Source organism: Tropicimonas sp. TH_r6, assembly GCF_033101155.1.
Classification (GTDB): Bacteria; Pseudomonadota; Alphaproteobacteria; order Rhodobacterales; family Rhodobacteraceae; genus Tropicimonas.
In genome coordinates, this window is record NZ_JAWMPX010000052.1 from 1 (window position 1) to 14,443 (window position 14,443).

Consider the following 14,443-nt stretch of genomic DNA (forward strand, 5'->3'; position numbering starts at 1 on the left):
CACTTGGTTTTGCTGTCATTGGTGAACCGATCCTTAAGCGGCTCCAGGGCCAACGCAGCCCTAAACCCGCAGTGATTAAACTTGTCGACGATTTTCCGTTGCGAACGGTTTTCGCTGCCAAGCAGTGTTTGTCTGCGGTCGGCCCGGCAGATTCGAGCCGCTTTTGAACTTCTTCAGGGCATCGGCGACACCAACCCAGAGAACCTCCAGAACTCCAGAGACCCCAAATGATCGAGATTGAACCGCCGAAGCGCGTGGCACTCTATGCACGCTACTCAACCGACATGCAAAGCCCGCTATCGATCCGAGATCAACTGTCCTTTTGCCGTGACTTCGCGGCGAAGAAAAACTGGGTCGTCGTGAAGGAATATCACGACGAGCAACTGACAAGCGCGTCTCCATTCCGCGAGGGCTACCAGGCCCTTCTGGCGGATATTGATCGAAGCGCCTTTGACGTCGTTGTTGCCGAGACGATGGATCGTCTGACTCGGGACCCGGAAGACGGCGCACAGATCTACAAGCGCGCGGAGTATGCCGGAGTAACCTTACATATGCTTGCCGAAGGAGAAATGGACCTCTTAAAGGTCGGGTTCGCAGGTATCCAAGGCAGCCAGTTCTTACATGCTATAAGCCAGAGAACGCGGCGCGGTCTCATCGGCAAGGTCAAAGACGGCAAGAGTGCCGGTGGTCGGGCCTACGGATACCGTCCGAAGCCACTCTTCAAAGCCAATGGCAAACCGGACGGAAGTGATCTTGAAATCGCTGCCGAGGAGGCGCTGATTGTGAAGAGGATCTTCCGCGAGTTCGCGGAAGGCAAGTCGCCGATTCAGATCGCCGGTGCTCTCAATCAGGCGGGGATTCCCTCTCCACGAGGACGCGGCGAAGGTAGCGGACACTGGAAGCAGAACACAATAAATGGCAACCGCAAGCGCGGAACCGGTATCCTGAACAACGAACTCTACATAGGGCGTCGTGTCTGGAATCGGCAGACCTACGTAAGGCATCCGATCACGCGAAAACGTGTAGCGCGACCAGTGCCTGAGGACGATTGGCTCAGCGAAGAGGTGCCACATTTGCGGATCATCGACGACGAACTCTGGAAGGCCGTGAAGACACGCCAGGACGACCTTTCGGCAAAGCGAGGGGGGATCACGCCAACAAAGGGTGATACGCGTGGAGCATCGGCCTCTCAGGCGGTCCGGCGAAGGAAATACCTGCTGTCAGGACTCCTCACCTGCCACCGGTGTGGCGGCAACTCAACAGTGGCCGGCAAAGGCGAGCGGCGCCGCTACTATTGCGCAAACGCCAAGGAGAAGGGACGTTCACGTCTGTGAGGGAATGCCGGGCGTACTGGAAACAGCTGCAGGTAACGCTATCCTCGGCTGCCTGGAGCATGGCCTGATGCAGGACGGGGCCTACGAACACTTCGCAGAACAGGTGAACAAGAAGCTTCGCGATGAACAAGCCGGCGCAAAAGACGCCCTACTGGTCCACGACAAGAAGATACGGGAGTTGGAAAAGCGTCATACTGGGTTCCTCGACGCCGTCGCAAACGGGCAGTTTTCGCCTGCGGTGATCGAAGCTCTGAACAAGACGGATGAAGAACTCAGGAAACTGCGCGGGGAAAGAGAGAATCTCGTTCCGGCGCCCATTGAGCTTCCTTCGGACTTGCCGGAGAGATATCGGCAGTATGTTCGCAACCTGACCAAGACACTCTCCGAAGAAAGCGTTGCAGGCGCTGCTGGCGACGAGCTTCATCGCCTGATCGACCGTGTACTGGTACGCTGGGACGAAGAACGCGCGCTTCATGAGTTCTATGTCGAAGGAGATCTTGTCGAGATGCTAAAACGCTCGAAGCCCGACCTTGGGCCGGGCTTCGAGATCAACGAGCGTTCGCTAAAGTTGGTTGCGGGGGTAGGATTTGAACCTACGACCTTCAGGTTATGAGGAAGGCGTGTTCTAACGAACTACTTGATTTTTCACGCATGTAGATCGGATTGCGCGTCCATTTACTCAGCTACCAACGGTTGCCGCAGCAAGATGGGTCCATTGAACTCACGTGCATAATGTGCGTTAGGGACGCTCTGAGCACTGCAGACACAACGATGGCGAAATTCGGGGAGCCAACGGACAGCCGCCAATATGTAGGATATCGTTGTGTCCGTTTCAAGGCTACTTCTATCACGCAGAGCGGATATCCCCTCTTAAAAAGATAGCGCTTCTCGAGGCTTGAGGGGAAACGTGATGGGATGATCAGACTAAGAATCGGGAATAGGCGCCTGTCCGCTATTTTTCCCTGATCTCGAGCAGGCGAGGCCTTGGCCGTTTACATCGCCACGAAGAAGGGTCCCAAAAAGAGAACTTTCTGGCAGAGCCCAAAGACCATCGTCAGCCGTAGACCCACATGAAGCCACCGCAAATCTCTGGGTCTCGAACTGACGGAGAACTGTACCTAACGGCTCTATCCCGACTTTGGTCAGGGTCAACGACGCCGCGGCTCGGCTTCTCCGATGCTGCCACTCGCCAGTTCGCCCTGACTTCCTACACGCTGGCACCGGCCCCAGACCTTTCTGTTGGGCGCGTGCCAGCTTTGCGGATGTGGGGCAGAACTTCGAAGGTGGAACTTGGTGCGCGAGCGCGGCATAGATAGACGCAGCAGGGCAAACCTATTGGCAGCGAACCGTGTTCTGTTTAGTGTGACGCGAAAAAGCAGCGCCAACAGATGTCGAACACGAAGCAGATATTATCCATGTTGCGCAGCCGCGCCGAGGGCGACGAGGATCAGTTCCTTGCAATCGCGTTGCAGATTGCTGCGGCCGAGGCTCGACAAGGGCACCGTACGACAGCTGAACAACTGCGGGCTGCTGTCGAGGACCTCCGACGCGGCGGTTCAGCCAAGCCCACGGTCAGTGTTTCCATGTCGCAGCCGCGCGGCGATCTCGAAGGGCTTCTTGATCTGCGCGACCCGAGCATTCGCCTGCCACAAGTGGTACTCGCACCAGCTCTTCGCGAGAAGTTGGACCGCGTTGTGTTGCAACAAGAACGGCGCACCTGGTTACGCGAAGGCAATCGGACCCCCTCAAGACGTTTGCTTTTTGCGGGACCTCCGGGTTCTGGCAAGACAATGACGGCCGAAGCCTTGGCCGGACAGCTGCGGTTGCCGTTTCTCGTTGTTCGCCTTGAAGCATTGATCACGCGCTATATGGGTGAGACATCCGCCAAGCTTCGCCTTGTCTTCGACGAAACCATACGGCGGCGCGGGGTATATCTCTTTGATGAATTCGATGCGGTCGGTGGCAAACGAGCTGCAACCAACGACGTTGGTGAGATGCGCCGGGTCCTGAACAGCTTTTTGCAGTTCATGGAAGAACCAGCCTCCACCGACAGCGTGATACTCGCCGCAACCAACCATCCGGGACTTCTGGACCCCGCATTGCAGCGTCGGTTCGATGAAGTCCTGCAGTTTGATTTGCCCTCGCCTGACGAAATACGCGAAGTTATCCGCAATAACCTGCGTCCGATGAAGTATCCCCGGATCGCCTGGAAGCGCATTGTGGCCGCTGGATCAGGCCTGAGCCAAGCTGAGCTTGCCAGAGCGGCTGACGAAGCGGCCAAAGAAGCTCTCCTCCAAGAGCGCAACACCATTCGAACGGAAGATCTGCTGGCGCAGCTTACGGCGCGCCATGACATGAAAACTATTTTTAGAGGCCACAATTAGCTGGTGCATTGATCTTGGCAAATTACGACCGACCCCATATTGACATCACGCCGCTTTTGACGCCGCATTCCTACACAGCTCATCAGCCTTCCAGAGGCCGTACGTTTGCGAGAAACCGCGCACAACACGGTGCAAGGCTGAGCGACGGGCTTGTTGCCTCATTCGATGCTGCCGAAGAGCGTCGACCGTCCGCAGATGACCATCCGCAAGGCATACAACCCGGTGCAGGCGCATTTGTGACCATCGAGCTTGACCCCGCTTCGCGCGAACTCGACATTGAAAAACCGGAAAAAGGCATTCGGCAAAGCGCGGCAGGTGAAGATCAAAATCGCCGGACGATGGTTCTTCATCTCGAAGACCAATCCGCCCGAGATTACCTCGCTGAAAGGGTGGACCGCTACCGCTCTGCGCCTCTAACTGGCCGCGGACACCCGCCTCTCGCCAGCGAAATGGAGCCGATACAGGACTTCTTTCCGACGCAACTCCTCGATGTGTGGCGTGAAGATCCGGCAACACTGCCGCCAGAAGGAAGCGCGGAAAGTTGGTGGGGGCTCTGGTGTTGGGAAGACTTTGTCGACGATGTAACCGATGTTGCGGTCGCACTCGGAATTCAAGTCGCCTCGCAAGATCGGTGGAGCACGTTTCCGGACATTAAGATCGTTCCTGTGTATGCGACTCGAGCACAGGTTCAGGCCATGCTCGACATTGGTCGCCCCGGACTGGCTGAGATCGGATTTGCCACCGATGACCCTGCCATACTCGTAAACCTGTCTGGCGAGGAACAGGATGGGCTCGTCGAGGATCTCGCGGGCCGTATTCAATGGCCTGGAGCCGATGTTCCATCGGTTTGCCTTCTCGATACAGGCGTGAATCGTGGCCACCCACTGATCGAGCCTGCGCTGGCTCCGGAAGATGTGCAAGCGCTTGTAGAAGACTGGCAAGGCGATGATCACTACGCTGGTCAAGGCCACGGCACCCCTATGGCTGGTCTCGCCTTACATGGGGATTTGACCGGACCAATTGCAGATCAGTCTACGCCTGTGCTGCGTCACCGCCTTGAAAGCATCAAGTTTCTCCCTCCGATACCGAGAGCCGACGATGACCTCGCCAATTATGGTGCAATCACGCAAGCCGCCGTTGCTTTGGCGGAGGAGCGGCAACCCGACCGATGCCGCACAATTTGCTCAGCAACAACAAACCGTAATCGACGCGGTGACCGACCTACACGGTGGAGTGCTGCGATTGATGAAATTGCAGCGGGCGCCGATGCTGCCAGTGGTGAGGAACCACCTCGTCGTCTCTTTGTTCAGACCATCGGGAATATATATCACGACAGTGATTGGTCCAACATCGAAGATGCTACACTCCATCCAGGAGAAGACCCCGCTCAAGCTTGGAATGCTCTGACGATTGGCGGTGTGACGCTGAAAAACGACATCGTTCACCGTGACCGGGGAATTTGGTTTCCGTGTGCAGGTGTCGGAGATCTTAGCCCGTACAGCAGAACTTCGTGTGGCTGGCCCAACAACACAACCCCAGTAAAGCCCGAGCTTGTCTTTGAGGCCGGCAACCGGGCGGTCAACGCACTCGAAGATGAGGTCTCGGACGGTATGCCGTCTCTGTCACTTGTGTCGACCGGTAAGGGGGGGCGGGGTGATGCCCTCGTGCCGTTTCATGCAACCAGCGCTGCGACGGCGCAAGCCGCGAGGATGGCGGCACAGATCTCCGCCGAGCATCCCGATTTTTGGCCCGAGACTGTTCGGGCGCTGATGGTACACAGCGCGCGCTGGACAGATCCGATGAAGGCTGAGGTGGCCAATGCCAGCGGTATGACCGGGCGCAGTGCATTGCGCCGCAAGTTCGGCTACGGGCAGCCTGATCTGCCTCGAGCGCTCGCTTCTGCGTCAAACGATCTGGCGCTTTTTTCACAGGCCCACATTCAGCCTTACGATCGCCCCGGCATCAGCAGGCGCGACCCCAATCAGCGCGTTGGCAGTATCACGTATGGAAATGCCCACTACTACCATCTCCCTTGGCCAACTCAGGTTCTGGAGCAACTGGAAAACTGCCAGGTAAAACTACGGATCACGTTGTCATATTTTGTCGAACCCTATCCCTTGAAAGGATCGATGCTCGATCCCGCGCGCTATAGATCATTCGGGCTTCGATTTGATCTCAAACGCCGGCGCGATACCGACCGAGAATTCCAGAGCCGCTTCAACTCCGAGATGGGTGATCGGGTGAGTGGCGGTGAAGGAGATGCGGATTGGGATTTCGGACCCAGGTCCGTCTCAGCTGGATCGCTTCATTGCGATACCTGGACCGGAACGGCGGTGGAACTTGCGTCACGTGATAAATTGGCCGTTTATCCCGTCATGGGTTGGTGGCGTGATCGGCCAAGTCAGAAACGATACTTGGAAAAAGTCCGATATGCGCTCATTGTCACTTTGGAATCGCCAGAGGCAGGCATCGACTTGCAAGCTCACGTGGCTGCAACAGTAAAGGCCATGATTGCAGCAGGGGTAGATGTCACTATTGGCGTCTGAACGTGAGTATCCGTTTCCGCCGAGCCGTTAGTTTCGTCTCTCACCTGCCGCAATCGTCCGTATTCCGCCCTCCCCGAGCATTGACCCAACAGAAAAGAGGGCGGATCGTTGCTTTCGGGGAGATTGGGTGGACGGCTCGGAGCGATCTTTGACGAATCATTTCGACGTTTCGTTGTGGTCTCTTGAACCGACCATTTGAGTGAGTTCTATCACTCAAAGCGCAGACGAATTCTCCATCGCTTCCCAAAGTCCGTCGCAAAGAAGGCAAATCTCAGGAACGATTGGATCCCATGGGACGATGACGGCGAAAAGTTCCATCTCCTGAAGATCGGGATCGTGTACGTTCTCGAGGGACAGGAGTTCGAACAACTCTTTCAATATTTGAAGAGACCGCTTGCTCGGCCGTCGTTCGCGCTCGAGCAACCCAATACAGCGATCAACGAGACTGGCCTTCTCTCCTCCACCAAGCAGCCGGGCCGCTTTCCGGAGCCCCGTCTGGTGTTCTTTGACGAAAGTTAGGACGGGCAGATCGGCAGTGTCCGACGAACAGTGGTTATGCGAGATTTGAAAGTTAATAGTCATGGTGTGCTCCAGCGGTGGGACTCGCAGATGGCGAGGTTCAAGATTTTCGCTGGAAGCGTTCTTGGGGTTCTGGCTGTCGGCGGAAGCAACTCCTCAAAACGTCCAATTGGTCCTTGGTGGTCGTTCCTAAGTACAAGTCCATTGAGCAATTTCGGAGCTTCGGTTTCGCCCATGGATCAACCTGGTTGCGCTTTGCAGGTGATAACTCCCCGGCCACGCCATGTGGCCGAGGGCAGAACAACTCATCAGGTCTTTGGCCTTCTGCGCGAAAGAGGGATCACCTCCAATATATCCTTTCGCTTGCCAAAGAAGTCGACCGCATCGGCCTCCTCTTGCAAATGCCCAGGAGCGAACCGGGCATAGACCTTCTCCGTCACATTAATGCTGCTGTGCCCGAGATACTGAGACACCCTGAAAAGCGAACAACCTGCTGCCACCATGTGCACCGCAGCTGTGTGTCTGATTGTATGCGGAGTAACATCTTCCAAGCCCGCACGAGTGACGGCACTATCGAAGGATGTTCTGATCGTGCCTATTGGGCCACCGCGATACTCCACCACATACTTGGAATCACACATCGGTTTCCATCTCGATAAAACCTCGAACGCAGTGTTGTTCATCGGAACTATGGCCCTGCCCTTCGCCGGCCTTTTGGGATCCACTCGCAAGTCAATGGTCCTCGCCTCGAAATCAACCCGCTTCCACTCCAGTTCCAAAACCGACCCGATGCGCCCGGCGGTGGTCAACATGACAACAAGAGCGACCTGCAAATGTGGCTCAGGCTTACAGGCATCTACCAGTTTTTCGATCTCTTCGGTCGTCAGCCAACGATCGCGGGGCACCGGTTTGCTGGGGCGCTTTAATTTTTGCGGCTTTTCGATCAGGTTCTTGCCGTAGGCTTTATTCAGGGCGGTCTGAATGAAGACAATGTCTCCATTGAGCGTTCCATTGGAAATTTCTTTACCCCGCTTCTCCCAAAATGCGGTTCGTCTTTCTTCGAGATACTCGTAGACTAAGTCATCGTTGATCTGGGTCGGGTCGAATTTTCCGAAAAACGGTTTGACGATCTTGAAGGTGCTCCTCGCATTGTATTCTGATGCGAGGCCGCGCAGGCTCTCTACGTAAATCTCAGCAATATCCTCGAAGAGATATTTCTGACCACACAAAATCCGGTCGGCTTCATAGACTCTTTGACCCTCCGCTCTTGCTTCATCCCTGGTCTTGGCCTTGAGGCGCTTTCTAACTCTGGTTTTTCGGTCGCTTGGAACCCGAAACCAGTACACCACATAGCGACCCTTGAGCTTGCCAATAAATATATCATGCATCTTCATATTCCTTGATTGCCTCAGTCGGAATTTTCAACAGCTTTCTGCCAACGCGGAACGCATCGAGCTTTCCAGACGAGATAAGGTTTCGAACGGTGTTGGAGGAACAACTCCAGCGATTGGCAAGTTGTTCAGGTGTAAGATATTTATCCATTTGGGGACTCCGTGTTTGAATGATCGACAGCCGGAACAAACGGGCGCAGGGACCTGGGTTCACTTTCCCTTGGCCACTGCTAACCTATGTTTTCTTCTGGTTATTTTCGGCGTTCGAATGTCAGAACCGCGTCGCTTGGGATGCGCATTAATCGGCCTACGCGAAACGAACGCAGCTTGCCTCCGACTATTGTGTCGCGAACGGTTTGCACGGAGCATCCCCAGCGATCGGCGAGTTGTCGTGGAGTGTAGATAGGATCCATAGTCAGTCTCTGCTTTTTTGAATAAGGATCGAACAGTTTTTGCTCGGATCGATCATCGTGATCGTGTCAAGAATTGCGACCTGCCTATGGATGTCTTTTTTTTAAGTGCTTAGTATAACTCCGGCCAAGTCTCCCTTTGGCCTGTTAATATTAATTTCCTCTTTGCAATAAAGGCCGGCCGCTGAAGAAAACCTTCTTGTGCACCATACACCGTCGATATTTTGTTCTTGGCGGATGACAGTCGGTCGATATTTGGACCGGTCAGATTCCGTTGTTTCGGGACGACGAAAACAGGAACGGGCCTGAGAGCAAATTGCTATCGGGACATTCAACACCCTTAACCGGTTGTCTTCATGGACACCTACCGGGCTGGCCTCGGCCGCACCGTCCGGCGTCAAAAGACCTGCCGGACGGGTGGACCGAGCGCCGCCCGAAACATCAACATCCCGAGAGATGCTTTGAACTAATTAGGGTCTCTTCGAGCGAGACTAATCTCGGCGCGGGCCTGAGGCCGCGTCAAGATGATCTATTTATACTGTGTGCGTGAATGAAAAATGACATTTTATCAATTAGTTGGGCATTTTCTTTTGAGCCGGTCCGGCGAGAAGATATCCCGGTGTCAGCTGTCGCTTGGGTGTCTCTGCAAGATAGGCTTTGATTGGCTGCCGGTGCTCCTTCAAGCAGTGTTCGGAGATATGTTCCAAAAAGCGTGCCAGATCCTGGTTCCGCTCGCGGTGCTTCCAGATTGCACCTGAAGAGTACGCTGCCCTTCTGATGCTGGCCGCAATGTGACCGTTTAGCAAGGCGGATCGCAGGGTTCTGTGAGAGCCCTTCGCCTCTTCAAGGCACCTGCTAAGAAACTCTGGCTCTGCCTTGTGTTTCTGAGCTCGGATATAGGAGTCGGCCCTCGACTTGAGGATTTCCCATTGCTCTTCGTTGCGACGTTGTGCGGTCCTCGCGGGAACCGGAGCATCCTCGGATTCTCTTCCACGTAAACGCGAGGCCGTCTTTGCGCAATGCTGAGAGCAGTATCGCTTGCGCCGGTGGTTCTTTACGAATCGTTGCTGGCAATTGGGGCAAATAGTGTATGCCCCGTGAACGTGGCCAGAAGACTCTTCTATTCGTTTTGCCATCGTGCATGCTTCTACGTAGCGTTCTGATCCAAGGGTACTTCGCAGGTTTGGAAGGCATGAAGGTGGAGGCAAACGACCCGAATTGTGACCTTTGGCCCCTTGGCGACGCATCCCGTGCGGCACGAGCCCACAACATCCTTCCTGGCGGCAGACCTCGACCAGGGAGATGGTCTTTGGCTTAGAAATCGTCCCGCATCTGGTCTCGACTGTGATTGCCTTATGGGTATCGATGTGTCGTTAGGGTAACTGTGATCCAGGATGCTCGATGGCTCAAGAGAATCTATCTGCGCATTTCTGTCGGTAGTCAGGTCTGAACGTTTCGCAAGTAGAGCATGTCCCCAAGATAGGCCTTCGCACGGATGCGGTCACTCGCAATCGGCGCAGCGACCAGCAGAGACGACCCCATCTCGACCTATGCCACACGGAGCACGAATGAGGGTACTGCCGCCGACATGTCGGGTGTCGGGTGTTGAGGTGATTTCTGTGGCCCAAAGGAAGGTAATTTTTAGAAACAGACGTCGGATCACTTGCAATCAGGGGCTATACCGAGAATAAATCGAAAGTGACCAAGTTCAAACCACACAACCTATGTTGCCGGACGCATGATTTCAGAGAATAGAACTGCTAACCTGATGAGTCAGTTGCGATATGCGGAGGCGCGAGCACTTTTGATCGCAGGGTTCTCTGCGTGGATGTTGCCTGATTTAGGTCGCGAATTAAACCCAGTTGCCGCTATTTCTTTGACCGCGCCGGCCCTTCTTTCCGCCCTCTCATGGCTCGCAATCTTGGCAAATTACCTGTATTCGCGTGGAGTAAACTTACACTACGATGAACTTGATCAACGTGATGAACTTAGGGCGCTGGAGTACCTTCACTACCGGCAGTCAAAATACTTACGGATTTCGCTAACAGCCTCGTGTCTGTCGGTGGTTCTTTCAACTCTTTCTATTGGCTTCAATCAATTCTACTGGTTTTGACGTGCGCCTGGTTATCTTGATTTTTCTTATCACCATGTGCTGGAGCATTCCACGTAGCTCCTTGGCTCAGCCGAGCATCGAGATGGGGCTGTCCAATCAAGGCTTCGCGGATGCGACAGTCACTATACCGGTAAACCCATCTGGTAGCTCCTATATTGGCTCTGCATTGTTGCCGTTTAGGTTGAGTGATGATGCTGTGATTAGAACTGCAGATACTATAAGCGCAGGTATTCTTGCGATTGGTGATGACTACACTCTTATTTCTATTTTGTACCCTGATGGTGTTAGCTCTTTGAAGCTTCGCATTCAGAATGCCATAGAAATAGTTTCGGCAGGATCTCAGAATAGAGTTCGATTTTCTTTTGACTTTTCCCATGCCGGTTTTCAACTTCACTCATCTTTGCTGAACCAAGGTTCTGAAACAGTTGATGAATTTGAACTGAAAATCCATCTTCCAGATAGCATTGAAGAAGATGACATCGCCTTTGCCCCCAGAGTAGGTTGGGCAACCACCTTGCCACTGGTTACGTTGCCGAGTTCAGCGTCCAATGGGCGGGAGGTCTATGTTGCTTTCTCGAACCCGTTGAAAGACTCGCGATGGTTGGCACAAGTCGTACTTGGAGCGCTTGCCGGTTTAGTCACCATCCTCGTTGGTGGAAAGTTGTTTTCTCCCAGGAATTTGAAGGCTCACACTCTTCTTTCCATTGCTGCGCTCGCTTCATTTGGCACTGGTTTGGTAATTTATTTCTTGAACACTCTCATTGAGCCATTAAATTTTTTGGCTTGGGTTGTTGGTGTTGCGGGGACATGGCCAATACTGGCCGTCGTTTGCTCCTATGTGGCAATTAGGAAGTTTACTGACGCAGAGGTCGTCGGTTTGGTTCAAATTCTGGGAGAACATGGAACCTCACCCGCGCTTTTTGTTAGTATCGAGGTAACTGACACGAACCGTCCCAATTGGCGTTTGGTTGAAACGGTCGATGACAGTGGTGAGTATCGGATTTTTGTTTGCTGCGGAAAACAAGACAGAGAGTTGCAGTTGAGCGTGAATAACCACGACTTTGATGCAGTGAGTTCGGACAGGTTGAATGTTAAGGCCGGCGACCGTAGACAGATGCCCCCCCTTATACTGAGCCGAAAGTCTGTTGATACAGCGGAACCGCTTTCTGGTTAGAGAAGCGATAGTGAAGCGGAAGGCTCGTTTGCGACGAAATCAAAGGCAGGCATTAGCGCAATAGCTGCGATAGCTCACTACGCCCGCAATCCCGACTTTAATGCGTACCGTCACGTACGACCGGTCCTTGAACGCGTTGCCCGATACCGGGAGGGCACTACTGCGGATAATGCACCCGCAGCGATTGGTGGCAGGGCAAGTGCTGTTCCACCTCAACCGCTAACGCAGCGAAGGTGGAATGTGGTCAGCGGTTCCGGTTTCTGTGAACCCTCAGCCGGCCATCAATCACGTCCTTCGCCGCCTGGAAGTCTGCGATCCGCTCGGAGCTTTCACGGGAGCGTTCGAGATAAAAAATGACTGATCGCAACGATTCATCATCGTTGTGCATACCAAGCCAATGGTTCGCGGCGCCGACGAACTGGCCGGCAATTTCCCGATAGCATTCGGTATGGACATCCCGCTCACCGACGGAGGCAGTGATGGATATGACCAGATCCCTAACAGTATCGGTGAACATCGTGGGCAAATCGCCAAAGTGCTGAACCGCCGATCTTGCGTCAGTGATAGCGTTCGCGGCGACTTCGAGGAGTCGGTCTGAATCTCTTTCGTTCGCCGGATCGGAGTAGTGCACCAGCCGATAGGTGTTCTCGGGGAGGAAGGATCGTGGGAAGGTAGACATGATGAATCTCTCTCATCAATGCGGGGGTTGACCGTGGGGGTCGACCTTGTTGAGCCCGCGTCAAGTACCGTCGACGATGCGGCAGCGGCGCGCCTGAGCTGCCGTGTTGGCATATGTTGGAAGGAGGGTGTCTTAGCGAATGTTTCTTGTTTTCGATGGCTTCGTTAGGCCCGTCGGTGGGCAAGGGGTTTCGCGAAGACCGATTGCGGAATCCCCGTTGGTACTCCCGACATGGCATCGGAACCCAGTGTTTTCGTTTCTTGGTCTCCAACTTTCCTTTCTCCCCAATTCGCGTTGGGTCAAATCTGATTTACGGTTGTTGTCTCGTTCCTTCTGGGAGCGGTCTCACGCGAGGGACCGCCTCTCTGAGGAAAGAGACATGAGCTTTGTTTGAATGAGTTTCGGAACATGTCCGGCACGTCGGCATTCCTGGGCTCGCAGTGTAGGCAGCCAGGGCGAGGCGCATGAGTTCAAGTGGTGATCCTTCAACCGGTTAGGAACCTATGTGACCGTAGAATGCAGTACTTCGCTGCCGTATTTTCAGAGTGTCGAACTCCCGACGTCTTTCGTTTCGCGCTTGGCGGAAAGTCGTCCCGGAAGGCTTACGCATACGTAATGCCAGCTTCCATGATACCACTATGGCCCGCGCGGGGGTGCTCGGCGATTGGGAGAATCGCAATGTCGATGGCTGTGGTTGCGCTCTTTGGCTGAAGCGAGATCACTGAAACGACCGCTTTCCGAAGCGATGAGAGGCGGATCTACTTCTCCCCGGTTCGATTGACTTGCACGCATAATGCAAAAAGCACCCCGTGGGGTGCCAAGTGCCTTCTCTCATTGAGAGAAACTGGTTGCGGGGGTAGGATTTGAACCTACGACCTTCAGGTTATGAGCCTGACGAGCTACCGGGCTGCTCCACCCCGCGACAAGAGTTGCCTATCTAGGCCCCCTCTCATTCGGCTGCAAGGGCAAAAGCACCGGCAGGATCAAAAAAGTCTATCAAGGGAGATGTCACTAAGATCGCCAGTCATGCCACTCAAGCAAAACGCACCGCAGCGGGAGCGGTTGCGCAGTGTTGGGCGGAAAACCGTCTCGTGGAATTGGCACGAGACTACCGGCGGAGGCGCAAATGCAGATCAAGGGATATCCGGCAAGGTTAGAAGAACCGGATCCCCGCTGGGAAATGCACATTCCAAGCATGATCGCATCGGCCCTCGACCTTGGCTCTTGCTGGACCTCGTCAGTCTCCCGCCGGCGTCCACCCGGTCGTGAAGACCGAGCGCTGGGGCGTCGTCGATGTCCGCGCCTGCAGAGAGGGAATGCCAAGCATCTGGATTTGGAAGCATCGTGAAGTCCTGACACCCCCAGAGTCGGGGAGACCCCGCAGCCGATAGCCTGCTCCCAGACTGGCTCTCCGAGCCCTGAGATAGAATGGCAGGATGTGGATCGCTGGGGGCGGCTCTTCTTTTCCCGGGTGCCAATGGTAGAGGGGATCGCCGAACTCGACGCCCACGGAGCGATGCATCCGATGCGCTTCCATGTCGAACGCTATTTTGCCCACTCCACCAAAGAGCCGGTCGGGGCCCAAACGCGACCGACGCGGCTGGCCCTCCCGCACGATGCCCCGGATGCGAATGTCGACTTCACCTTCATTCCTTCCCTTCGGAGGTCGACCCGGACAGAGGGTGAACCGGACTTCGAGGTCGCCGAGGCTTCCTGCAGGTTGCAGAAGGTGACAGTGGTTCAGCTCACGCCGGATTTGGTCGCCTCGCTCGAGGTCGCACGTTATGAACAGTTCAATATGGCACCGGACGGTATCAACGCCCGGGCCGAACCCGTGCAACCGGAGGGATTCCCCCTCAACGCACCCATGAGATGAAGGCGGTCCCGGAAAGC

General features: G+C 54.8%; 12 protein-coding genes and 1 tRNA gene. 7 read left to right on the forward strand and 6 right to left on the reverse strand.

What is annotated here, in order from left to right:
* The first annotated feature begins 227 nt into the window (after positions 1-227).
* The 4 genes from R3X27_RS24665 to R3X27_RS24680 all read left to right on the forward strand — a co-directional run bounded on the left by R3X27_RS24665 (position 228) and on the right by R3X27_RS24680 (position 6,264).
* Positions 228-1,334, forward strand: coding sequence for a recombinase family protein (locus tag R3X27_RS24665; RefSeq protein ID WP_317711572.1), 1,107 nt, complete (start codon positions 228-230; stop codon positions 1,332-1,334).
* 4 nt (positions 1,335-1,338) lie between these two features.
* Positions 1,339-1,947, forward strand: coding sequence for a hypothetical protein (locus R3X27_RS24670; protein WP_317711573.1), 609 nt, complete (start codon positions 1,339-1,341; stop codon positions 1,945-1,947).
* 775 nt (positions 1,948-2,722) lie between these two features.
* On the forward strand, positions 2,723-3,718 hold the full coding sequence (locus R3X27_RS24675; RefSeq protein ID WP_317711574.1) for an ATP-binding protein: 996 nt from the start codon (positions 2,723-2,725) through the stop codon (positions 3,716-3,718).
* Between the two features lie 14 nt (positions 3,719-3,732).
* Positions 3,733-6,264 (forward strand): S8 family peptidase, encoded by a 2,532-nt coding sequence (locus R3X27_RS24680; RefSeq protein ID WP_317711575.1) that lies wholly within the window; start codon positions 3,733-3,735, stop codon positions 6,262-6,264.
* Positions 6,265-6,477: 213 nt separating this feature from the next.
* Here R3X27_RS24680 and R3X27_RS24685 read toward each other — a convergent pair whose 3' ends face one another.
* From R3X27_RS24685 to R3X27_RS25740, 4 genes are all read right to left on the reverse strand, one after another.
* Positions 6,478-6,846, reverse strand: a complete 369-nt coding sequence (locus R3X27_RS24685; RefSeq protein ID WP_317711576.1) for a hypothetical protein — start codon at positions 6,844-6,846, stop codon at positions 6,478-6,480.
* A gap of 245 nt (positions 6,847-7,091) precedes the next feature.
* On the reverse strand, positions 7,092-8,171 hold the full coding sequence (locus R3X27_RS24690; RefSeq protein ID WP_317711577.1) for a site-specific integrase: 1,080 nt from the start codon (positions 8,169-8,171) through the stop codon (positions 7,092-7,094).
* Positions 8,164-8,325, reverse strand: coding sequence for a helix-turn-helix domain-containing protein (locus tag R3X27_RS24695; RefSeq protein WP_317711578.1), 162 nt, complete (start codon positions 8,323-8,325; stop codon positions 8,164-8,166). The genes R3X27_RS24690 and R3X27_RS24695 overlap by 8 nt, the downstream gene beginning before the upstream one ends.
* Before the next feature lie 100 nt (positions 8,326-8,425).
* Positions 8,426-8,587, reverse strand: a complete 162-nt coding sequence (locus R3X27_RS25740) for an excisionase family DNA-binding protein (protein ID WP_411572541.1) — start codon at positions 8,585-8,587, stop codon at positions 8,426-8,428.
* Between the two features lie 1,735 nt (positions 8,588-10,322).
* Between R3X27_RS25740 and R3X27_RS24700 the strand changes: the two genes are divergently transcribed.
* Both R3X27_RS24700 and R3X27_RS24705 read left to right on the forward strand, forming a co-directional pair.
* On the forward strand, positions 10,323-10,697 hold the full coding sequence (locus R3X27_RS24700; protein WP_317711579.1) for a hypothetical protein: 375 nt from the start codon (positions 10,323-10,325) through the stop codon (positions 10,695-10,697).
* Between the two features lies 1 nt (position 10,698).
* Positions 10,699-11,871, forward strand: a complete 1,173-nt coding sequence (locus R3X27_RS24705; protein WP_317711580.1) for a hypothetical protein — start codon at positions 10,699-10,701, stop codon at positions 11,869-11,871.
* Positions 11,872-12,115: 244 nt separating this feature from the next.
* Here R3X27_RS24705 and R3X27_RS24710 read toward each other — a convergent pair whose 3' ends face one another.
* Both R3X27_RS24710 and R3X27_RS24715 read right to left on the reverse strand, forming a co-directional pair.
* On the reverse strand, positions 12,116-12,550 hold the full coding sequence (locus tag R3X27_RS24710; RefSeq protein WP_317711581.1) for a hypothetical protein: 435 nt from the start codon (positions 12,548-12,550) through the stop codon (positions 12,116-12,118).
* 845 nt (positions 12,551-13,395) lie between these two features.
* Positions 13,396-13,472 (reverse strand) — tRNA-Met (locus R3X27_RS24715).
* A 555-nt stretch (positions 13,473-14,027) separates the two neighbouring features.
* Between R3X27_RS24715 and R3X27_RS24720 the strand changes: the two genes are divergently transcribed.
* Positions 14,028-14,426 carry a hypothetical protein gene (locus R3X27_RS24720; RefSeq protein ID WP_317711582.1) on the forward strand — a complete coding sequence of 133 codons (399 nt, stop codon included), beginning with the start codon at positions 14,028-14,030 and terminating at the stop codon, positions 14,424-14,426.
* Positions 14,427-14,443: the final 17 nt, after the last annotated feature.